Below are 21,161 nucleotides of genomic sequence, written 5' to 3' on the forward strand. Positions count from 1 at the left end.
TTCCTCTGTATAAAATTCCGCCTTAATAATGAGTTTCATTTGCATCAAAAATAACTTTAATGAAGGGTAGCGTTTAATGAAGAAGGTCATCTGCGCGTTAGGCCTGGCGGTTGCGTCGGTCAGTTCTGCTCTGGCAACCACTTATCCTCTGACCATTGAAAACTGCGGTTATAAAGAGACCTTCACCAAAGCGCCGGAACGCGTCGTGGCCCTTGGTCAAAATACCGTTGAGATTTTGCTTCTGCTGGGCCTGGAAGATAAGGTGAAGGCCAGCGCCTTCTGGCCGACCAAAGTGCTGCCGCAGCTGGCGGAACAGAATGCCAAAATCAAAACGCTCACCGTCGAAATTCCTACGCTGGAATCTATCCTTGCGCAAAACCCCGATTTTGTTCCTGCACAATTGCCGCTGCTGCTCGGGCCAGAAAGTAAGGTCGCAAAACGTGAGGATCTGGCTACCGTCGGCGTGAACAGCTATTTATCACCGGGCATGTGCGCCACTAAAAAAGCCTCGGGCGATATGTACGGCAGCCGCCAGAAGCTGTGGGACATGACATACCTTTATAAAGAGATTGAAGATTTCGCCAAAATTTTCAACGTTGAAGACCGTGGTCAGGCCGTTATCGCCAGCTTCAAAAAACGTGAGGCAGACCTGCGCAAAGAATTTGGCAAAAGCAAAAAAGACCTCTCCTTTGTGTTCTGGTTCTCAAGCGCCTCCCCTTCTGCAGATGCCTACGTGGGCGGTAAAAACAGCGCCTCAGGCTTTATCGCTGACGTACTGGGTGGCCATAACGCCATCACCGCCGAGGCCGAATGGCCAACCGTGGGCTGGGAAAGCATCATTGCCGCTAACCCGGACGTGATTGTGGTCTCAAGCCTTGACCGTAACCGCTGGGCGCTGGATAACGCGGAAGAGAAAATCAAATTCCTGAAAAGCGATCCGGCCGTCAGCCAGCTTGATGCCGTCAAAAAAGGCCATATCGTGGTGATGGACGGCCAGGCAATGAACCCGACAATCCGTACCATTTATGGCGCTGAACAGGTGGGCGAACAGCTCAGAAAACTGGGGCTGAACTGATGACGGCAGCCGTACTTCAGGCCCGACAGGGCCTGTTCCTGACCACTTCCGCCCTGCTGGCTATCGTCCTGCTGTTTCTGGTGATCGCCCTAGGTGTAAGCGTCGGAGAGTTGTCGATTCCGCTGTCCAATGTCTTTTATGCTATCGGTAATAAGCTGGGGCTGACCGCGGTTCCGCTCAACCGCATCTATGAGAGCGTGATCTGGGACTTCCGCCTGAGCCGCGCGCTGGTGGCGGCCTGCTGCGGCGCGGGGCTGGCTATCTGCGGCGCGGTTTTGCAGAGCCTGCTGAAAAACGCGCTGGCTGAACCTTACGTGCTCGGCGTCTCTGCGGGGGCGTCCACCGGCGCGGTTTCCGTCGTGGTGCTGGGGATGGGGACCGGCGCGGTGTCGCTCTCTGCGGGCGCGTTTGCTGGCGCATTCGCCGCCTTTGCGTTTGTCGCCTTTCTGACCAACGGCGCGCGCGGCGGCAACGAGCGCACCATTCTGGCGGGCGTAGCCGCCTCTCAGCTCTTCAACGCCATCACCGCCTATACCATCAGCACCTCTGCCAGCGCGCAGCAGGCGCGTGATGTGATGTTCTGGCTGCTGGGCAGCTTTAGCGGTGTACGCTGGCCTGAATTCCATCTGGCACTGGTTGTGGTGCTGATTGGGTTAGCCATTTGCCTCTACTATTCCCGGGCGCTGGATGCCTTTACCTTTGGTGACGATGCCGCGGCCTCGCTGGGGATTGCCGTCCCCTGGGTGCGCCTGGCGCTCTTTACCACCACCGCATTGATCACCGCAACCATCGTCAGCATGGCGGGCTCAATCGGCTTTGTCGGGCTGGTGGTTCCGCACGTCATGCGTTTCTTGTTCGGTCCTCTGCATCGAACCCTGCTGATTGCCAGCGCACTGGCGGGGGCGATCCTGATGGTGCTGGCAGATATCGCCTCGCGCATGCTGATTGCCCCGCAAAGTCTGCCCGTCGGGGTGGTAACCGCCCTGGTTGGCGTGCCGTTCTTTGCCGTGATCATCTACCGCTCAAGGAATAAGTAATGAGTATCTGCGCTGAAAATATTACCTGGAAGGTAGGCAAAAAGGTCATCGTCAATAACGTGTCGCTCAAGGTGGCGCGCGGTGAAACGGTAGGACTGCTTGGCCCTAATGGTTGCGGTAAATCATCGCTTCTGCGCATTCTGGCTGGCCTGCGCCGCCCGGATGCGGGCTGTGTGACGCTGGACGGTCAGGACATTTCCCGCATCGCCAAAAAGCAGCTTGCGCGCCGGGTGGCCTTCGTTGAACAGCACGGCATGACCGATGCCAATATGCGCGTTCGCGATGTCGTCAAACTTGGTCGCATCCCGCATCACTCCCCGTTCTCGAACTGGAGCAAGCAGGATGACGAGACCGTTACCGCCGCCCTGCAGCGGGTGGATATGCTGGAAAAAAGCGATCAGGGCTGGCTGAGCCTCTCCGGCGGGGAGCGCCAGCGCGTGCATATCGCCAGGGCGCTGGCGCAGACGCCTACAGAAATTTTGCTGGATGAACCGACCAACCACCTGGACATTCACCATCAGATGCAGCTGATGCACCTGATAAGCGACCTGCCGGTGACCAGCATTGTGGCTATTCACGATCTCAACCATGCATCGATGTTCTGCGATTCGCTGATTGTGATGCAGCAGGGGCAAATCGTGGCCACCGGAACGCCGCAGGAGATCCTCTCTGAGGCGTTGCTCTGGGACGTTTTTCGGGTCAAAACCAAAATCGAGATCTCGCCGTTCCATGGCAAAAAGCACATTCACTTTATCGTTTAAGCGCCCGTAACATGATGCCCCTGCGCCCTGCCACAACGCTCTGGCCGCCCGTCTTACTGGGCAGCCAGTTTGTGTTTAACATCGGTTTTTACGCGGTCGTCCCCTTCCTGGCGATCTTTTTGCGCGACGACATGCTGCTTTCCGGCGGCCTTATCGGGCTGATTCTGGGGCTGCGTACCTTTTCGCAGCAGGGGATGTTCATCGTCGGCGGTGCGCTCTCAGACCGCTTTGGTGCCAAAATCATTATCCTCTGCGGCTGCGTCATCCGCGTTGCGGGTTATCTGCTGCTGGCATTTGGACACGCGCTCTGGCCCATCATCCTTGGCGCCTGTCTGACCGGCATTGGCGGCGCGTTGTTCTCTCCCTCCATCGAAGCGCTGCTGGCCAGGGCGGGTACGCATAGCGAGACTAAAGGTCAACGCAGCCGTGCAGAGTGGTTTGCGCTGTTTGCCGTCTGCGGTGAACTCGGCGCGGTGCTGGGCCCGGTTGTCGGGGCGTTGCTCACGGGGCTGGGGTTTCGCCAGGTGGCGCTGGCGGGGGCGGGGGTCTTCGTCGTCGCGCTGATTGTGCTCTACTTCTGCCTTCCGGCTGCGCAACACAGCAAGCAGGCACTCAATATTGTTCCCTGGTGGACAACCTTCCGTCAGCCGCGCTTTGTCGCCTTTATCATCGCCTACAGCTCGTGGCTGTTGAGCTACAACCAGCTCTATCTGGCGCTGCCCGTAGAGATCCAGCGTGCCGGTGGTAACGAGAAAGATCTCGGCCCCCTGTTTATGCTGGCCTCTGTGCTGATCATCACCTTGCAGCTTCCGCTGGCCCGCTTTGCACGACGCGTGGGCGCGGTGAGAATTTTGCCGGTGGGCTTTTTACTGCTCTCGGCATCTTTTGCGAGCGTGGCGGTGTTCGCCCCGACGGTGCCGCCGGAAGGCTGGCTGCGCTTGCTGCCGTCGGTATGTTTTGTGGCGCTATTAACACTTGGGCAAATGCTGCTGGTGCCCTCGGCGAAAGATCTGGTTCCACGCTTTGCGGAGGAATCGACACTTGGCGCGCACTACGGCGCACTCGCCACCGCAGGCGGTGTTGCGGTGCTGCTGGGGAATTTGCTGTTTGGCAGTCTGCTGGATCGTGCGCTTGTGCCTTCGCCGCAGGCGATGTTCCCCTGGCTGCTGCTGGCCCTGTTCCCGCTATGCAGCGCGATCGCCATGAAGATCATTTGTCGCCCTTTCACACGCTGAGACGGTTACTTTTTCGGGCGATACTTTTCCGGTAATTCCGGTACCGGGCGACGATCGTCAAGCAGATGGCGTACCGTCAGAATGGGGTGACGCCACAGCATGCGGGGCCCCGCCCAGCGCATAATCTGCTTCATCTCTTCACGCCGGGCGGGCTGGTAGCAGTGTACCGGACACTGTTTACAGGCCGGTTTTTCCTCACCAAAGACGCACTTATCCAGACGCTTATCTGCATAGGCATTCAGCGCCTGATAATGCCCCTCTTCCTGAGAAGCCTGCGGGCACTGTTTTTCATACAGAGCGATCATTCTGGCGATCGTCTTTTTTTCCCGTGAAATACGTTTACCAGACATAGCGGCTCACCGACTAAAAACATGCATTAATAATACTCCTTTATCTGCCACTTTTCAGTCGTTGCATTTCGTTTTCTGAAGCCGCCTTCCACTATTAAGCCCACCCCCACCCTTTTTTACTGGTATTTTATACAGGCATTAACAACACGCGTCGCTCATCGTTACGGAGGCTATATGCAAGAGATCGCCACGACCAAACACTATCGCCACTTAAAAGTCGGTTATTTCAGAAAGCGTCACGAAGACCGGAAGACCAAAATCCCGCGACGTTACAGCGTACATGCGGCGTTGAGCTTAAAAGGCGACTGGCTGGAGCAGGCAGGGTTTACTACCCACTCTCAGGTCAGGGTGGGGGTTGAACAGGGGAAAATTGTCATCGAACTACTGAAAGAAGATCTCAGCGAGAGCAGAAGAAAATAGGACGCTTACCGACGGTAAATAGAAACCCTCTGGGCCCTTGTTTCAGAATGGTATAGTTCAATTTATGGTTCGGATAAATAAAGAAATCAGGCAATACGTCGCCGAGTACATTATCCGGCAGGGAGTCTTCATTAACCTCATGGATCTTCACGGAGGTAAACTGGAAAGAGTCTTTGTTTTCGGTCCAGATATAAGACACATCCCGGCGGATAGAGGCTATCGCCTTCTCATTTTTAAAATATGTCCCGCTTAGCGCGATGACCCCGGTCTGCTTTTGCATGGTGTACATAAAATCCAGCGTCAGGTTTGCGCGGGCATCTTCATGGTAAACAACAACAGAAACTGAACAGGCTTCCGTATTTTGTTTTTTTTCTAAGTGATAATGATAAAGCCAGGACGTCAGCGCCCCAACGGCAAACAGGACGAGACACAGGATGGCAGTAGACTTTTTAGTCACTGATTGTACCCCCTAAAATAAAGCGTAACGCATCCTGCATCTTCTTCTTGCTCATACGGTTTTCTGCAAATGAGTACAGAAAGTGCCGGAGCCGTGCTGGATGAAGAGAAGTAGGCCCAGGGGTATTTTTTACAATCGAGCCCTGTTCGCATGATAATTTGCTTATAACGCGTGAAGTTACCCCTGCTTTTAATATCATCGTTTCGTGAGAAAAAATGGCAGCCATTTTCCGTACTGCTTATGGTGTAGTCTTTAAAAAAGTCTTTTCTGGAATAGTCATGGACCGCCAGATGAAGAATAAAATAGCCCAGCCCAAAAGAGAGGGCCATAAAAAGCAGTGGAAGATAGCGACGATAGTGATGACGCGGGGTCTTATCTTTCACCTGAACGGCAGCAGTTTCCGCAATCACCTCTTTCGAGCCGCTGACAGGCTGGGCTTCTGCTATCGCGCTTTCTGATTCTGTTACGTCGTTTTCAATTCGGCTGACCTTAACTTCTTTTTTAATCTGGAACCCTTTTCTGGGTACCGTGGCAACCAGCGTGTCGTCAGTCTCTCCCGTCGTGCGCAGCCCACGCCGGATAATGGAGATATTCTGATAAAGGGTATTGGCCGGAACTAACATTCCGTCTTCACCCCAAACTTTAGTGAAGAAATCCCTTTGATTAACCACTTCCGGGGCGGACTCAAGCAGAAGAACCAGGCAACGACTGGCTGGCGTCGTCAGAATGACGCTCAACTCCGGTCGGGTCATAGAGACAAGAAAGTTTTTCTCTGGACAAAATTTAATATTATCGTTAATTATCCAGAACATATGAGACTCACTATGCAATAAACAGAATCAGAAAACTGTTGCCAGAGTTAGCAAGTATACTCTGCGAATATTCCTTGTCAAAGCAGTAAGTTATGGTGTTTGTTCAGCAGTAACACCGAAATAAAATAATATGAGCATAATAGAATATTATCCCCACATCGAAGACAAATACGTTTCTGAAACAGAAAAAAAGGATGACGTTATATTCTGACGCCTTTATTCCCGTTTACGTTTAATGCGCAAGGAATATCGCGCGGTGTTCCTTTAGCGTTACCGGACCAGCGTGCCTGTCGCAATTGCGGCAAGACAGGCCCACGTCTTCAGTATCGCTGGAATCAGGTACGCATTTTAGTCGAAAGAGCCTGCACGTCTGTTTTCCTGTCCAGCAGAGTCCGTTATCATGGTCCGTGAACGATTCATGATAAGAAACGCAGGCTGTCATGCGTTCCAATGAGAGAGTAAGAAACCTGACAATAAAAAAGACAACTCATTGAAATTGAAAAAAAATGGACACGGTAACCTAATGAGTACACTTGAAAATTTTGACGCCCATACCCCAATGATGCAGCAGTACCTGAAGCTGAAAGCGCAGCATCCGGAAATCCTGCTGTTTTACCGCATGGGCGATTTTTACGAGCTGTTTTATGACGATGCTAAACGGGCATCGCAGCTGCTCGACATCTCTCTGACCAAACGTGGCGCATCGGCAGGTGAACCCATCCCGATGGCAGGCATTCCGCATCATGCGGTAGAAAACTACCTGGCCAAGCTGGTGAATCAGGGCGAGTCGGTTGCCATCTGTGAGCAGATCGGCGATCCGGCCACCTCAAAAGGCCCGGTTGAACGCAAGGTCGTGCGTATCGTCACGCCAGGCACCATTAGCGACGAAGCCCTGCTCCAGGAGCGTCAGGATAACCTGCTGGCGGCCCTGTGGCAGGACGGCAAAGGGTTTGGTTACGCCACGCTGGATATCAGCTCCGGGCGTTTTCGTCTGAGCGAGCCGGCTGACCGGGAAACCATGGAAGCCGAGCTGCAACGCACCAACCCGGCGGAACTGCTGTATGCCGAAGATTTTGCCGAAATGGCGTTGATCGAAGGTCGTCGCGGCCTGCGCCGCCGTCCGCTGTGGGAATTTGAAATTGATACCGCTCGCCAGCAGCTCAACCTGCAGTTTGGTACCCGCGATCTGATTGGCTTTGGGGTGGAAAACGCCCCGCGCGGATTGTGCGCCGCGGGCTGCCTTTTGCAGTATGTGAAAGATACCCAGCGCACCGCCCTGCCGCATATCCGCTCTATCACCATGGAGCGCCAGCAGGACAGCATCATTATGGATGCGGCCACGCGTCGGAATCTGGAGATCACCCAGAACCTGGCGGGTGGCGTTGAGAACACGCTGGCATCCGTCCTCGATAACACCGTGACGCCGATGGGCAGCCGCATGCTGAAGCGCTGGCTGCATATGCCCGTCCGCGATACGGATACGCTCGTTTGTCGTCAGCAGACCATTGCCGCGCTGCAGGATCGCTACACCGAGCTGCAGCCTGTGCTGCGTCAGGTGGGCGATCTGGAGCGTATTCTGGCTCGCCTGGCACTGCGCACGGCGCGGCCTCGCGACCTTGCACGAATGCGTCATGCCTTCCAGCAGTTGCCGGAACTGCGTGCTCAACTGAGCGACGTTGACAGCGCACCGGTTCAGAAACTGCGCGAAACCATGGGCGAGTTTGCTGAACTCCGCAATCTGCTGGAGCGCGCTATCATAGATGCGCCGCCGGTTCTGGTGCGCGACGGTGGCGTAATTGCCCCTGGCTACAACGAAGAGCTGGACGAATGGCGCGCGCTGGCGGACGGCGCAACGGATTACCTCGACAAGCTGGAGATCCGCGAGCGCGAACGTCTCGGGCTCGATACCCTGAAAGTCGGCTATAACGCAGTCCACGGTTACTATATTCAGATCAGCCGCGGGCAGAGCCATCTGGCGCCGATTCACTATGTGCGTCGCCAGACGTTGAAAAACGCTGAGCGCTACATCATTCCTGAACTGAAAGAGTATGAGGACAAAGTTCTCACCTCGAAAGGCAAAGCGCTGGCCCTGGAAAAGCAGCTTTACGACGAGCTGTTCGACATGCTGATGCCACACCTCGCGGACCTGCAGTTAAGCGCTGGCGCGCTGGCGGAGCTGGATGTGCTGGTGAATCTGGCTGAGCGTGCTGAAACGCTGAACTATACCTGCCCGACCTTTACCGACAAGCCCGGCATTCGCATTACCGAAGGCCGCCACCCGGTGGTGGAGCAGGTACTGAACGAGCCATTCATCGCTAACCCGCTGAGCCTGTCGCCGCAGCGAAGAATGCTGATCATTACCGGTCCGAACATGGGCGGTAAAAGTACCTATATGCGCCAGACGGCGCTTATCGCCCTGCTCGCCTACATCGGCAGCTACGTTCCGGCGCAGAAAGTTGAGATTGGCCCCATCGATCGTATCTTCACCCGCGTGGGTGCGGCGGACGATCTGGCCAGCGGCCGTTCCACCTTTATGGTCGAAATGACGGAAACCGCCAATATCCTGCACAACGCGACAGAACACAGCCTGGTGCTGATGGACGAAGTCGGACGCGGCACCTCAACCTACGACGGACTGTCGCTGGCATGGGCGTGTGCGGAAAACCTGGCGAATAAAATCAAGGCCATGACGCTGTTCGCGACGCACTACTTTGAACTGACGCAGTTGCCGGAGAAAATGGAGGGCGTGGCAAACGTCCACCTGGATGCGCTTGAGCATGGCGATACCATCGCCTTTATGCACACGGTGCAGGAGGGGGCCGCGAGCAAGAGCTATGGCCTGGCCGTCGCGGCACTGGCGGGTGTGCCTAAAGAGGTAATTAAACGCGCGCGTCAGAAACTGCGCGAGCTGGAAAGCCTGTCACCGAATGCGGCGGCCACCCAGATTGACGGTACACAGATGTCGCTGCTGGCACCTGCGGAAGAGACGTCACCCGCCGTTGAAGCGCTGGAGAATCTCGACCCGGATTCACTGACGCCACGTCAGGCGCTGGAGTGGATTTATCGGCTGAAAAGTCTGGTTTAGTTTTCTGCGGTCTGTTTTGTCGGGTGGCGGCTTCGCCTTACCCGACCTACAAAACCCGTAGGCCCGGTAAGCGTAGCGCCACCGGGCAAAGGACCGCACGATGTTACCGCCCGGTAAGCGCAGCGCCACCGGGCTTTTTTTTTACATCAATGGCGGAATGGTCGGTACCTGCGGCGCCTCATCAATATCCTTCTGCGTCATGCGGAACGCTTCAGGGTAATGTTCGCGGCTGGTACGACGCAGCGGCTCAGTATCGCGCCAGGTATACAGGCAATGCTGGCACTGATAAACCGTCCAGATCCCTTTCACCGGTGATGTGGCCATCACCTCAATTCGCTCATCGGCACAACGTGGACAAATCATCTTTTCCTCCTTATTGGCGTGCTGCCAGCATCGCAGTCAGCTTTTCAGCCCAGGCTTTGGTTTCAGGTAAATCCTGCACCGGCTGGCTGTAGTGACCGCGGTTATCCGGCGCAACAGGCGTGGTGGCATCAATAATCAGCTTGTCGGTGATGCCTGCCGGGCTGGACCCCGGATCAAGCTCAAGAACCGACATGTTCGGCAGTTGCACCAGATCCCCTGCCGGGTTCACTTTCGATGACAGCGCCCACATCACCTGCGGCAGGTTGAACGGATCGACATCTTCATCCACCATAATCACCATCTTCACATAGCCCAGGCCATGCGGGGTGGTCATGGCGCGTAAACCGACCGCGCGGGCAAAACCACCGTAGCGTTTTTTGGTGGAGATGATCGCCAGCAGACCGTGGGTGTACATCGCGTTCACCGCCTGCACTTCAGGGAACTCCGCTTTCAGTTGCTGGTAAAGCGGCACACAGGTGGCTGGCCCCATCAGGTAGTCGATCTCGGTCCAGGGCATCCCGAGATAGAGGGATTCGAAAATCGGTTTGGTGCGGTACGAGACTTTATCAATACGGACCACCGTCATATTGCGTCCGCCCGAATAGTGCCCGGTAAACTCACCGAACGGCCCTTCAATTTCACGTTTACGGCCTTCAATCACCCCTTCCAGGATCACTTCAGACCCCCACGGCACATCGAAGCCGGTCAACGGCGCGGTCGCAATCGGGTACGGGCTTTCACGCAGCGCCCCGGCCATTTCATACTCGGACTGATCGTATTTCAGCGGCGTTGCGCCCATCAGGGTGATGATCGGATCGTTGCCCAACGTAATCGCAATCGGCAGGTCTTCACCACGCTCTTCGGCTTTATGCAGATGCAGGGCGATATCATGCATCGGCACCGGCTGCAGGCCGAGCTTACGTTTGCCCTTCACTTCCATGCGGTAAATACCGACGTTCTGCTTGCCAAAATGGTCCGGGTCGAGCGGATCGCGCGAGACAACGCACGCTTTGTCGAGATAAAAACCGCCGTCCCCGTCGTTCAGGCGAAACAGCGGCAGGATGTCGAACAGGTTAATCGCTTCACCGTCCACCGTATTCTGCGCCCATGCGGGGTTGGCCCGGCGCTCCGGTGCGACCGGGAATTTATCCCAGCGGCGAATAAACTCATCGATTTGCTTTTTGACCGGGGTATTCGCTGGCAGCCCCATCGAAATGGCGTGGTTCTGCCAGGAGCCGATGGTGTTCATCACCACCCTGGCATCGGTAAACCCGCGAATGTTATCGAACCACAGCGCAGGCGCACCATCACCGATACGTCCCGTCGCGTTAGCGGCCGCCGCCAGATCCGGCTCCGCATTGACCTCTTCTTCAATTTTCAGCAGTTGCCCTTGCTCATCGAGCGCCTGCAGGAAGCTTCTCAAATCATCAAATGCCATCGTTATTCTCCTGTGAAAAATGTTTCGCCGCCTGCAGGCCGTTCCAGCGACGCGCTTTTTTGTGCTCCAGACCAAACTGGTCGAGCACGCGGGTCACGATATGCTGGGTGATATCATCGGCGGTTTGCGGGTGGTTGTAATACGCAGGCATGGGCGGCACCATCGCCACACCCATGCGGGAAAGCGCGAGCATGTTCTCCAGATGAATGGTGCTGAGCGGCGTTTCACGCGGGACCAGCACCAGCTTGCGCCCCTCTTTCAGCACCACGTCTGCCGCACGGCCCACCAGCCCTTCGGCATAGCCCGCGCGGATACCCGCCAGCGTTTTCATGCTGCAGGGAATGACGATCATGCCGTCGGTACGAAACGAGCCGGAGGAGATGGTGGCAGCCTGATCGGCAGGACTGTGAACGACATCTGCCAGGGCGGCGACATCCTGCGCGGTATAGGGCGTTTCCAGCTCAATGGTGGTTTTCGCCCATTTCGACATCACCAGATGGGTTTCAACCTCTGGCATGTCCCGTAACGCCTGCAGTAAAGCCACCCCCAGCGGTGCACCTGTTGCTCCCGTCATTCCCACGATCAATCTCATTCAGCACCTCAATTAATTTGTTCGCATACGAACATAATGACTACGTTACTCCCGGTGAGCTGACCTGACAATATTGTTCGTACACGATCACACGTAATGCTAAAAACTGCTGCGTTAAAATCGCAGGCAATAGCGGCTATCATAGGGGGAGATTTTTTTCGTCGGAGTGTTCATGGAACTGAGACAAGAAGCGTTCCACCTGCTACGGCAGCTTTTTCAACAGCATACTGCCCACTGGCAACATGCTTTACCGGCGCTGACCAAGCCGCAATATGCGGTGATGCGATCTGTTTCTGAAAATCCGGGGATCGAGCAGGTCGCCCTGACGGAAGTTGCCGTGAGCACAAAAGCGACGCTGGCCGAAATGCTGAGCCGCATGGAATCGCGTGGGCTGGTGAAGCGCGAACACGATCCTGCGGATAAGCGCCGCCGGTTTGTCTTCCTCACGCCTGAAGGGGAAGCCCTGCTTGCAAGCTGTAAACCGGTCGGCAATGAGGTGGATGAGGCGTTTTTAGGGCGTCTCAGCCAGGACGAGCGGGAACAATTTACGGCACTGATCAAAAAGATGATGCATGACTAGTTCACCCGGGCACGCATAAAATCAATAAATGTCCGAACCTTAGCGGGCACATGCTGGGCATCTGGATAAACGGCATAGATGCCCTGCTGAGCAAACGTGTATCCCGGTAAAAGCGATACCAGAACCCCCGAATTCAGTGCGTTTCGCACCAGCCACTCCGGCAGCAGCGCCACACCACATCCCGCATGCGCGAAAGCCATCAGCGCCTGGGCGCTATCTGCGTACAGGCGCGGGGCTTTTTTAATCTCAAAGGCAACCAGATTGCCATCTGCATCTTTTACCTGCCAGTGCAGCGGCGAAGGTAAACGCTCGTGAACGATCCACTCTGCCTGCGCCAGGTGTTCGAGAGATTCAACGGGATGGTTAGCCAGCCACCCGGGGGCGGCAACCGGCAGGATAGTAAAGTTTGAAATCAAGGCGGCGTGGTAGCGCGAATCAGCGAGTGTTCCCAGCCGGATGGCGACATCAAAGCGCTCCGAGATAAGATCGGCATGCTGAGACGACGAAACATGACGAACGCGAAGCTCCGGATGCTGCTGGCTAAATTCGGCCAGCAAAGGCACAACCACCTGCGAACCGTATTCGGGCGTGGTGGTGATCCGCAATTCGCCGGTCAGGCCGGCATGGTTAGCGCGAACGTCATCCTGCAGGCGTTCAGCCTCCTGTAAAAGCCTGACGCTTCGCTGATGAAAAAGCACGCCCGCCTCGGTTAACGTCAGGCGACGGGTGGATCGCAACAGCAGCGTGACTCCCAGCTCATCTTCCAGCTGGCGAATATTGAAGCTGACCACGGCCTTTGTCAGCCCCATCGACTCTGCGGCGGCAGTAAAACTGCCCGCATCTGCTACCGCCACAAACATCGCCGTTCGCTGGAGATTCAGCATCGTTAACCTTCAAAATTGTCAAAATAGTTTTGACAGTATATCGCGAATTGTTGCGTTTATCGGCACCGGACAAGCCGATACGATACGCCCCCTCACCGGAGGATCCACCATGACGTATCGCAGCAAAGTCGCCGTAGTCTATCTGCTGGGCTTTTTTCTTGATTTGATCAACATGTTTATCGCCAGCGTCGCCTTTCCGGCAATGGCGCAGACCTATCACGCCACGCCCTCTGCACTCGCCTGGGTCAGTAACGGGTATATTGCCGGCCTGACGCTGGTGATCCCGTTCAGCAGTGCCCTGACGCGCCGCATCGGGGCAAAGCACGTCATCCTTCTCTCGCTGGTTCTCTTTAGCGTAGCCTCCACCGCGGCAGGCTTGTCTGCCACACTTGAAAGTCTGATTGCCTGGCGGGTGCTGCAGGGCGTGGGCGGTGGCTTATTGATCCCCGTAGGGCAGGCGCTGACCTGGCAACAGTTTAAAGCGCATGAACGCGCCAGGCTCTCTTCCGCCGTCATGCTGGTTGCACTGCTTGCCCCCGCATGCTCACCAGCGTTAGGGGGCGTACTGGTTCAGGCGTTAAGCTGGCGGTGGGTATTTTTTGCTACCCTCCCGGTTGCTCTCCTGACCTTTGCGTTGGCCTGTCTGTGGCTTAAGCATGAAATGCCCGCGATGAAAGCAAACCGACTGCTGAACCTGAGTTTGATCGCCGATCCGCTTCTGCGCGTTTCCATGATGGTTTATGTATGTGTCCCCGGCATGTTTATCGGAATAAACGTCACCGGCATGTTTTATCTGCAGAGCGTGGCCAACATGACGCCAGCCGCGACGGGCATGCTTATGCTGCCGTGGTCTCTGGCATCGTTTATGGCCATCACCGCAACGGGCCGTTACTTTAACCGTGTCGGCCCCCGACCTCTGTTGATCGCGGGTTGCCTGCTTCAGGCGTCAGGTATTCTGCTTTTGCTCAGCGTCAGTGCGACCACGGGCACGCTGCCAGCGATCGTTGCGTTTGCATTAATGGGCACAGGAGGCAGTCTTTGCAGCAGTACGGCGCAGAGCAGCGCATTTCTGACAACGCGTCGGGAAGAGATGGCTGATGCCAGCGCGCTGTGGAATCTTAATCGTCAGCTGAGTTTTTTTGCGGGTGCCTTTCTGCTGGCACAGGTGCTGGATCTGGCCCAGAGGTATTTGCCCCCCGTCGCCGCGTGGCACGGGATGTTTCTGGTTGCTTCGGCCATCACCCTGGTGCCCGTCATCTCTGTATTTCGTCTTAACAACCCGCAGGTGCTTGCACAACTGCAACAGGAGAAACCATGACGCCTTTCGAACACGACATCATTGATATTCATATCGCACTGGAAAACTGGCTGGGTGCCGGTGAAGGTAATATTGATGCCCTGCTCGCCCGTTTCCAGCCAAACTTTCTGATGGTTCCCCCGAGTGGGGCGCATTTAAACCATGACGCCCTTGTCCGTTTTCTGCACGCCCAGCGTGGAAGCCGACCCGGCCTTAAAATCATCATTGATGAGTTAGCCACGATTCAGTCATGGGATAACGGTGCGGTGCTTCATTACCGGGAGACGCAGACCCGCCCGGACCAGCCCGTCAACGTACGCTGGTCAACCGCGGTGCTCAATCGGGATGGCGAGAAAATCAGCTGGCGTCTGCTGCACGAAACGGCGCAGCCGTAAGAGATAAAAAAGGCCCGTCTCACGACGGGCCTTTTTTTGACGAAAGGTTGCTTATTCGCGGAACAGCGCTTCGATATTCAGACCTTGCCCCTGCAGAATTTCACGCAGGCGGCGCAGACCTTCAACCTGAATCTGACGAACACGTTCACGGGTCAAGCCAATTTCACGGCCGACGTCTTCCAGTGTCGCAGCTTCATACCCCAGTAAACCGAAACGACGTGCCAGCACTTCACGCTGTTTGGCGTTCAGTTCGAACAGCCATTTGACGATGCTCTGTTTCATGTCATCGTCCTGCGTGGTGTCTTCCGGGCCGTTGTCTTTTTCATCGGCCAGGATATCCAGCAGCGCTTTTTCGGAGTCGCCACCCAGCGGGGTGTCAACCGAGGTAATGCGCTCGTTGAGACGCAGCATGCGGCTTACGTCATCAACCGGTTTGTCGAGTTGCTCAGCAATCTCTTCTGCGCTTGGCTCGTGGTCCAGTTTATGGGACAACTCGCGCGCGGTACGCAGATAGACGTTCAACTCTTTGACGATGTGAATCGGCAGGCGAATCGTACGGGTTTGGTTCATAATGGCCCGTTCGATGGTCTGACGAATCCACCAGGTCGCGTAGGTGGAGAAGCGGAACCCACGTTCTGGGTCAAACTTCTCTACTGCGCGGATGAGACCTAAGTTGCCCTCTTCAATCAGATCCAGCAGAGCCAGACCACGATTGCCGTAACGACGGGCAATTTTCACGACCAGACGCAAGTTACTTTCAATCATGCGACGGCGCGAGGCAACATCACCACGCAAAGCACGACGTGCGAAATAGACTTCTTCTTCGGCCGTTAACAGTGGGGAGTAACCAATCTCCCCAAGGTAAAGCTGAGTCGCGTCCAGTACACGCTGTGTGGCACCCTGCGATAACAGCTCTTCTTCAGCCAAATCGTTATCACTGGGTTCCTCTTCTACTAAGGCTTTTTCGTCAAAAGCCTCTGCTCCGTTCTCATCAAATTCCGCATCTTCATTTAAATCATGAACTTTCAGCGTATTCTGACTCATAAGGTGGCTCCTACCCGTGATCCCTGAACGAGACACCCTGGCTGGCATGCCCCGTCAATTTATCGCTGCGGCAAATACTGCAGCGGGTTTACGGATTTCCCCTTGTAACGAATTTCAAAATGCAAGCGTGTAGAACTGGTTCCGGTGCTACCCATGGTAGCGATTTTTTGCCCCGCCTTAACTTCTTGTTGTTCCCGGACCAGCATTGTGTCGTTATGGGCGTAGGCACTCAGGTAATCATCGTTGTGTTTGATGATAATAAGATTACCGTAACCGCGCAGAGCGTTACCGGCATACACAACGCGTCCGTCTGCGGTCGCGATGATAGCCTGTCCCTTACTTCCTGCGATATCGATCCCTTTGTTCCCTCCTTCGGAGGAAGAGAAGTTCTCGATAACCTTACCGTCAGTTGGCCAGCGCCAGGTTGAGATTGGCGAACTGGAACTCATACTGCTGGCAGTCGGTTCAGTAGAGCTAACCACAGGTGCCGTAGCCGGTGCTGTGACAACAGTCGCAGTCCCTTTATTATTCGGCAACATTTTGTTAGCAGTCTGATCACCTGAATCTTCAGAATACGTAATTACAGGTTGTGAAGCAACCACCGTGGTGGATTTTTGTGCAGGCTTAACGCTGTTATTTTGCGCGGTCACGTCGGCTGCAGAAACGGTATTGCCAGGCGTAAGCGGCGTACCCGTCGCGTTGCCCACCTGGAGCGTCTGCCCGACTTCCAGCGCATACGGTGCCTGGACGTTGTTGCGCTGCGCGAGGTCACGGAAATCGTTCCCGGTGATCCACGCGATATAGAACAGCGTATCGCCACGTTTCACGGTATAGGTGCTGCCGCCGGTATAGCTGCCTTTCGGAATGTTCCCATACTGACGGTTATACACTATGCGGCCATTTTGCGTCTGAACAGGTTGTTCGACTGGCTGAATCTGTGTTGGCTGTGTAACAGGATGTTGCACAGGCTGAATTTGTGGTGTTTGCTGCGGCGCAGCAGTGCCCATTTTAGGCGGCGGCGTGATCAACATTCCGCTGGACGTGTTACCGGAGCCGCTGTTTCCGCCAACAGAACTGACAGGCGCAGGTGCATTGTTAGAACTCGAACAGCCTGCCAGCCAGAGCGAAACCAGTGATAATGCCGCAACACGGCTGATGGTGAATTTAGGGCTTCCCGCGCTCATTTATCCCCCAGGAATGTGTTAACTACCAGTGACTTAAAATTAACCGTGATGGCACGACTCTTTCGCGCCACACCATACGCTGAATTTGCCTTAATAACCCTGGATAATTCCGAGTCTTAGGCCAGTTCCCCCTTTACCAGAGGCACAAAGCGCACGGCTTCTACGGTATCGATAATAAACTCGTCGCCACGTCGACGAACGCGCTTTAACAGCTGCTGCTCATCGCCAACAGGCAATACAAGAATGCCCCCCTCATCCAGCTGCGACAACAGGGCCGCAGGGATCTCCGGTGGAGCCGCCGTCACGATGATTGCGTCAAACGGGGCGCGAGCCTGCCAACCCTGCCATCCATCACCGTGTCGTGTCGAAACATTGTGTAAATCAAGTTGTTTCAGGCGACGACGCGCCTGCCACTGTAAACCTTTGATCCGCTCAACCGAGCACACATGATGCACCAGATGCGCCAGAATCGCAGTCTGATACCCGGACCCGGTGCCAATCTCCAGCACGCGGGAGTCGGGGGTGAGCTCCAGCAGCTCCGTCATGCGCGCCACCATATAGGGCTGCGAAATCGTCTGGCCCTGCCCGATGGGCAACGCCACGTTTTCCCACGCTTTGTGTTCAAACGCCTCGTCTACAAATTTCTCACGCGGAACCTGGGCGAGCGCGTCAAGCACATGCTCGTCGCGGATCCCCTGTGCGCGAAGTTGTTCCAGAAGAGTTTGTACACGTTTGCTTACCATTGCGCGTTCACTCCTGCGCGATCAAGCCAGCCCGACACCACATCATGCGCGCTATACGCGGTTAAATCTACGTGCAGCGGCGTTACCGAGACATAGCCTTCATCCACAGCGGCAAAGTCGGTATCCGGCCCCGCATCGCACTTATCGCCGGGAGGGCCAATCCAGTAGAGCGTGTTGCCGCGCGGATCCTGCTGCGGGATGACCTGATCGGCCGGATGACGGCTTCCGCAACGCGTGACGCGAATGCCCTTGATTTCATTCAGCGGGAGATCCGGCACGTTGATGTTGAGGATGCGTCCGGTACGCAGCGGTTCACGGCTAAGTGCCCGCAGGATAGAACAGGTTACCGCTGCCGCCGTGTCGTAATGAGTGTGACCATTTAACGATACCGCCAGCGCCGGAAAGCCAAGATGACGGCCTTCCATTGCGGCCGCCACGGTACCAGAGTAGATAACGTCATCACCCAGATTCGGCCCGGCGTTAATCCCGGAAACGACGATATCCGGGCGCGGGCGCATCAGCGCATTCACCCCCAGAAAAACGCAGTCCGTTGGCGTGCCCATCTGCACGGCAATATCGCCATTTTCAAAAGCAAAGGTGCGAAGCGACGACTCCAGCGTCAATGAGTTAGACGCTCCACTGCGGTTACGATCGGGAGCCACGACCTGCACATCCGCAAATTCGCGAAGGTGTTTCGCCAGCGTCTGAATGCCTGGGGCATGGATCCCGTCATCGTTACTCAGCAATATTCGCATAATCACCCGACGTGTTGATAAGTTCCCTGACAACACTGGTGGCAAAGCTACCTGCCGGCAGCCAGAAGCGTAACTCAACGGTTACGTCATCCCACCAGTTCCAGCTTAACTGCTGCGGGTAGAGCAACATCGCCCGGCGTGCTGCTTCGACTTTTTCCCGCACCAGCAATGATTGTAATTCTTGCGCTTCGGCCACGGCTGCCTGCTCCGCGGCCAGCGCGTCACCCTGCGTTCCCCAGTCGCCCGTGCCGGGCAAGGCTGCGGTGATCATCAGCGTTTTAGCGTCCACGCGCGACTGTACATCGGCCATTTCTTCGGCCGTTGCCACAAACCAGCTACCGCGTCCCGCTAATTGTAGCGCATCGCCGACAACAACTTGATTCGCGTCCGGTTTTTTCAGCCGTTCGCTTACGATCTGATTAAACAACGCACTGCGGGCCGCCGACAACCAAAAACTGCGTTTATTCCTGTCGCGCACCGGCGCATCGCTCTGCGCCCAGCGCAGTGCGCCCTGCAGGTTACTGCCGCCGATGCCAAAACGCTGTGCGCCAAAGTAGTTAGGCACACCGCGTTCATTGATGGCCTGCAAGCGTTTTTCCACGTCGTCACGGTCGGTCACTTCACGCAGTACGAGGGTAAAGTTGTTACCTTTCAACGCCCCCAGACGCAGTTTGCGCTTGTGACGGGCGTACTCCAGCACCTTACAACCCTCAAGCTCAAATTTGCTTAAATCAGGCATCGCATTGCCTGGAACGCGCGCGCAAAGCCACTGTTCGGTGACCGCGTGTTTGTCTTTCTGCCCGGCGAAGCTCACTTCGCGGGCATGGATTTTCAGGAATTTAGCCAGCGCATCGGCCACAAAGCGGGTATTGCAGCCATTTTTGAGGATGCGCACCAGGATATGCTCGCCTTCGCCGTCCGGCTCAAAGCCCAAATCTTCCACGACCACGAAATCTTCAGGGCTGGCTTTCAGCAGACCACTCCCCAGCGGTTTACCGTGCAGGTAGGTCAGGTTGTCAAAATCGGTCATTTGCTCGCCTTCACCAGCAGCGCCACGGCTTCGCAGGCGATGCCTTCGCCGCGACCGGTAAAGCCCAGTTTCTCCGTGGTGGTCGCTTTGACGTTGACGTCATCCATATGGCAGCCCAGATCTTCAGCGATAAATACGCGCATCTGAGGAATATGCGGCAGCATTTTGGGGGCCTGAGCGATGATCGTCACATCGACGTTACCCAGGGTATAACCCTTCGCCTGAATACGGCGCCAGGCTTCACGCAACAGCGCACGGCTGTCTGCGCCTTTAAACGCCGGATCGGTGTCCGGGAACAGCTTGCCGATATCGCCCAGCGCCGCCGCGCCCAGCAAGGCGTCGGTTAAGGCGTGTAATGCCACGTCGCCATCAGAATGCGCCAGCAGCCCTTTTTCATAAGGAATGCGCACGCCGCCAATGATAATTGGGCCAACGCCTCCAAAGGCGTGTACATCAAAACCGTGTCCAATTCGCATTATGCCTTCTCCTGATGGGTCGAACGGGTAAGATAAAATTCCGCGAGCTGTAAATCTTCCGGGCGCGTCACTTTTATATTATCAGCGCGCCCTTCAACAAGCGTTGGGTGGAAACCGCAATACTCCAGCGCAGAGGCTTCGTCGGTGATGGTCGCACCTTCTTTAAGCGCGCGCGTTAAGCAGTCGTGGAGTAATTCGCGGGGGAAAAATTGTGGCGTCAGCGCGTGCCAGAGATCGACGCGCTCAACGGTATGCGCGATAGCCTGTTTGCCAGGCTCGGCACGCTTCATGGTGTCGCGTACCGGCGCGGCCAGAATGCCACCGACTTTACTGGTTTCACTCAGCGCCAGCAGGCGCGCAAGATCGTCCTGATGCAGGCACGGGCGCGCAGCGTCGTGGACCAGTACCCACTGGGCATCGCCAGCGGCCTGGATGCCCGCCAGCACGGAATCGGCGCGCTCGGCACCGCCATCAACGACGGTGATCTGCGGATGAGCGGCCAGCGGTAACTGTGCGAACCGGGCATCGCCCGGACTGATGGCGATGATGACACGCGTCACTCGGGGGTGCGCCAGCAGCGCCGCCACGGCATGTTCGAGGATCGTTTTATCGCCAATAGAGAGGTATTGCTTGGGACATTCTGTCTGCATGCGCCGGCCAAAACCCGCGGCCGGCACCACGGCGCATACGTCCGAAAAAGTCACTGCCATGTCGTAATCCTGGGCCTGATTATCGATTGTTTTGTGCTGAGCCCTGATTGCGTTTAGACGCATCCGGAACCAGACGATAAAAGGTTTCGCCCGGTTTAGTCATACTGAGTTCATTGCGTGCGCGTTCCTCAATCGCCTCCTGCCCGCCATTGAGGTCATCAATTTCAGCAAAGAGTTGATCGTTTCGCGCCTTAAGTTTGGCGTTAGTTGCCTGCTGAGCCGCGACGTCATCACTTACCCGGCTATAGTCGTGCAGTCCGTTTTTACCGAACCACAGCGAATATTGCAGCCAGACCAGCAGAGCCAGCAACAGCAGTGTTAGTTTACCCATCCTGCCCCCTGAAAAACGGCATCTTCATCCCACAACGCCCCCGGCGCTCTATGCCGGAGTAACAGAGATGCCGCAACATCGCGGGCAAATGTACCACATTTTTTCCG

General features: G+C 55.9%; 24 protein-coding genes. 9 read left to right on the plus strand and 15 right to left on the minus strand.

The features are described from left to right. The first annotated feature begins 76 nt into the window (after positions 1–76). Genes ACOTZF_RS08785 through ACOTZF_RS08800 form a run of 4 tightly spaced genes read left to right on the plus strand, consistent with a single transcriptional unit; the run spans position 77 to position 4,108 of the window. Positions 77–1,075 (plus strand): ABC transporter substrate-binding protein, encoded by a 999-nt coding sequence (locus tag ACOTZF_RS08785; RefSeq protein ID WP_013098477.1) that lies wholly within the window; start codon positions 77–79, stop codon positions 1,073–1,075. Further along, complete coding sequence (locus ACOTZF_RS08790) at positions 1,075–2,112, plus strand: FecCD family ABC transporter permease (protein ID WP_038420490.1); 1,038 nt, start codon at positions 1,075–1,077, stop codon at positions 2,110–2,112. Before ACOTZF_RS08785 ends, ACOTZF_RS08790 begins: the two co-directional genes overlap by 1 nt. Beyond that, positions 2,112–2,873, plus strand: a complete 762-nt coding sequence (locus tag ACOTZF_RS08795; RefSeq protein ID WP_013098479.1) for an ABC transporter ATP-binding protein — start codon at positions 2,112–2,114, stop codon at positions 2,871–2,873. The genes ACOTZF_RS08790 and ACOTZF_RS08795 overlap by 1 nt, the downstream gene beginning before the upstream one ends. A 14-nt stretch (positions 2,874–2,887) precedes the next feature. Continuing rightward, positions 2,888–4,108, plus strand: coding sequence for an MDR family MFS transporter (locus tag ACOTZF_RS08800; protein WP_129253333.1), 1,221 nt, complete (start codon positions 2,888–2,890; stop codon positions 4,106–4,108). 5 nt (positions 4,109–4,113) lie between these two features. Here the strand turns inward: ACOTZF_RS08800 and ACOTZF_RS08805 are convergent, their stop codons facing one another. Beyond that, positions 4,114–4,458, minus strand: coding sequence for a nitrous oxide-stimulated promoter family protein (locus tag ACOTZF_RS08805; protein WP_038420491.1), 345 nt, complete (start codon positions 4,456–4,458; stop codon positions 4,114–4,116). A gap of 174 nt (positions 4,459–4,632) precedes the next feature. Here ACOTZF_RS08805 and ACOTZF_RS08810 point away from each other — a divergent pair, with 174 nt between their 5' ends. Beyond that, complete coding sequence (locus ACOTZF_RS08810; protein WP_013098482.1) at positions 4,633–4,878, plus strand: SymE family type I addiction module toxin; 246 nt, start codon at positions 4,633–4,635, stop codon at positions 4,876–4,878. On the opposite strand, the gene ACOTZF_RS08815 is transcribed toward ACOTZF_RS08810, so the two are convergent. Both ACOTZF_RS08815 and ACOTZF_RS08820 read right to left on the minus strand, forming a co-directional pair. Then, positions 4,856–5,335, minus strand: a complete 480-nt coding sequence (locus ACOTZF_RS08815) for a membrane protein (RefSeq protein WP_023621089.1) — start codon at positions 5,333–5,335, stop codon at positions 4,856–4,858. The genes ACOTZF_RS08810 and ACOTZF_RS08815 overlap by 23 nt on opposite strands. Next, positions 5,332–6,147 (minus strand): winged helix-turn-helix domain-containing protein, encoded by an 816-nt coding sequence (locus tag ACOTZF_RS08820; protein WP_129317696.1) that lies wholly within the window; start codon positions 6,145–6,147, stop codon positions 5,332–5,334. Before ACOTZF_RS08820 ends, ACOTZF_RS08815 begins: the two co-directional genes overlap by 4 nt. A gap of 523 nt (positions 6,148–6,670) precedes the next feature. Between ACOTZF_RS08820 and mutS the strand changes: the two genes are divergently transcribed. Continuing rightward, the gene (gene mutS, locus ACOTZF_RS08825) at positions 6,671–9,232 is read left to right on the plus strand and encodes a DNA mismatch repair protein MutS (RefSeq protein ID WP_129317695.1); all 2,562 of its coding nucleotides are present in this window, start codon (positions 6,671–6,673) and stop codon (positions 9,230–9,232) included. A gap of 141 nt (positions 9,233–9,373) precedes the next feature. Here mutS and ACOTZF_RS08830 read toward each other — a convergent pair whose 3' ends face one another. The 3 genes from ACOTZF_RS08830 to ACOTZF_RS08840 are packed head-to-tail and all read right to left on the minus strand — an operon-like array spanning position 9,374 to position 11,625. Next, on the minus strand, positions 9,374–9,595 hold the full coding sequence (locus tag ACOTZF_RS08830; protein ID WP_129253319.1) for a non-oxidative hydroxyarylic acid decarboxylases subunit D: 222 nt from the start codon (positions 9,593–9,595) through the stop codon (positions 9,374–9,376). 10 nt (positions 9,596–9,605) lie between these two features. Beyond that, positions 9,606–11,033, minus strand: a complete 1,428-nt coding sequence (locus ACOTZF_RS08835; RefSeq protein WP_129253317.1) for a non-oxidative hydroxyarylic acid decarboxylases subunit C — start codon at positions 11,031–11,033, stop codon at positions 9,606–9,608. Beyond that, positions 11,023–11,625: a non-oxidative hydroxyarylic acid decarboxylases subunit B gene (locus ACOTZF_RS08840; protein ID WP_013098488.1), complete on the minus strand. Its 603-nt coding sequence runs from the start codon at positions 11,623–11,625 to the stop codon at positions 11,023–11,025. Before ACOTZF_RS08840 ends, ACOTZF_RS08835 begins: the two co-directional genes overlap by 11 nt. A 172-nt stretch (positions 11,626–11,797) precedes the next feature. On the opposite strand from ACOTZF_RS08840, the gene ACOTZF_RS08845 reads away from it, so the two are divergent. Next, positions 11,798–12,205: a MarR family winged helix-turn-helix transcriptional regulator gene (locus ACOTZF_RS08845; protein ID WP_020689291.1), complete on the plus strand. Its 408-nt coding sequence runs from the start codon at positions 11,798–11,800 to the stop codon at positions 12,203–12,205. On the opposite strand, the gene ACOTZF_RS08850 is transcribed toward ACOTZF_RS08845, so the two are convergent. Further along, positions 12,202–13,089 (minus strand): LysR family transcriptional regulator, encoded by an 888-nt coding sequence (locus ACOTZF_RS08850; protein WP_020689292.1) that lies wholly within the window; start codon positions 13,087–13,089, stop codon positions 12,202–12,204. The genes ACOTZF_RS08845 and ACOTZF_RS08850 overlap by 4 nt on opposite strands. Positions 13,090–13,198: 109 nt before the next feature. On the opposite strand from ACOTZF_RS08850, the gene ACOTZF_RS08855 reads away from it, so the two are divergent. Both ACOTZF_RS08855 and ACOTZF_RS08860 read left to right on the plus strand, forming a co-directional pair. Next, the gene (locus ACOTZF_RS08855) at positions 13,199–14,407 is read left to right on the plus strand and encodes an MFS transporter (protein ID WP_040023579.1); all 1,209 of its coding nucleotides are present in this window, start codon (positions 13,199–13,201) and stop codon (positions 14,405–14,407) included. Further along, entirely contained in the window at positions 14,404–14,781 is a 378-nt protein-coding gene (locus ACOTZF_RS08860; RefSeq protein ID WP_029883177.1) for a DUF4440 domain-containing protein, read from the plus strand. Before ACOTZF_RS08855 ends, ACOTZF_RS08860 begins: the two co-directional genes overlap by 4 nt. Positions 14,782–14,832: 51 nt before the next feature. On the opposite strand, the gene rpoS is transcribed toward ACOTZF_RS08860, so the two are convergent. The 8 genes from rpoS to ftsB form a co-directional block, all read right to left on the minus strand. After that, the gene (gene rpoS / locus ACOTZF_RS08865) at positions 14,833–15,825 is read right to left on the minus strand and encodes an RNA polymerase sigma factor RpoS (protein WP_013098493.1); all 993 of its coding nucleotides are present in this window, start codon (positions 15,823–15,825) and stop codon (positions 14,833–14,835) included. A gap of 59 nt (positions 15,826–15,884) precedes the next feature. Then, positions 15,885–17,009: a murein hydrolase activator NlpD gene (nlpD, locus tag ACOTZF_RS08870; protein WP_023620533.1), complete on the minus strand. Its 1,125-nt coding sequence runs from the start codon at positions 17,007–17,009 to the stop codon at positions 15,885–15,887. A gap of 116 nt (positions 17,010–17,125) precedes the next feature. Continuing rightward, positions 17,126–17,752: a protein-L-isoaspartate(D-aspartate) O-methyltransferase gene (locus ACOTZF_RS08875; protein ID WP_013098496.1), complete on the minus strand. Its 627-nt coding sequence runs from the start codon at positions 17,750–17,752 to the stop codon at positions 17,126–17,128. Then, positions 17,746–18,507: a 5'/3'-nucleotidase SurE gene (gene surE / locus ACOTZF_RS08880; RefSeq protein ID WP_029883175.1), complete on the minus strand. Its 762-nt coding sequence runs from the start codon at positions 18,505–18,507 to the stop codon at positions 17,746–17,748. Before surE ends, ACOTZF_RS08875 begins: the two co-directional genes overlap by 7 nt. Beyond that, on the minus strand, positions 18,488–19,537 hold the full coding sequence (gene truD, locus ACOTZF_RS08885) for a tRNA pseudouridine(13) synthase TruD (RefSeq protein WP_040023576.1): 1,050 nt from the start codon (positions 19,535–19,537) through the stop codon (positions 18,488–18,490). The genes surE and truD overlap by 20 nt, the downstream gene beginning before the upstream one ends. Beyond that, positions 19,534–20,013, minus strand: coding sequence for a 2-C-methyl-D-erythritol 2,4-cyclodiphosphate synthase (gene ispF / locus ACOTZF_RS08890; protein WP_013098499.1), 480 nt, complete (start codon positions 20,011–20,013; stop codon positions 19,534–19,536). Before ispF ends, truD begins: the two co-directional genes overlap by 4 nt. After that, positions 20,013–20,723 (minus strand): 2-C-methyl-D-erythritol 4-phosphate cytidylyltransferase, encoded by a 711-nt coding sequence (gene ispD, locus ACOTZF_RS08895; RefSeq protein WP_013098500.1) that lies wholly within the window; start codon positions 20,721–20,723, stop codon positions 20,013–20,015. The genes ispF and ispD overlap by 1 nt, the downstream gene beginning before the upstream one ends. 19 nt (positions 20,724–20,742) lie before the next feature. Then, positions 20,743–21,054, minus strand: a complete 312-nt coding sequence (gene ftsB, locus ACOTZF_RS08900; protein WP_003862095.1) for a cell division protein FtsB — start codon at positions 21,052–21,054, stop codon at positions 20,743–20,745. Positions 21,055–21,161: the final 107 nt, after the last annotated feature.

This window comes from Enterobacter cloacae complex sp. SHL021 (assembly GCF_049237765.1).
GTDB classification, from domain to species: Bacteria; Pseudomonadota; Gammaproteobacteria; order Enterobacterales; family Enterobacteriaceae; genus Enterobacter; species Enterobacter cloacae.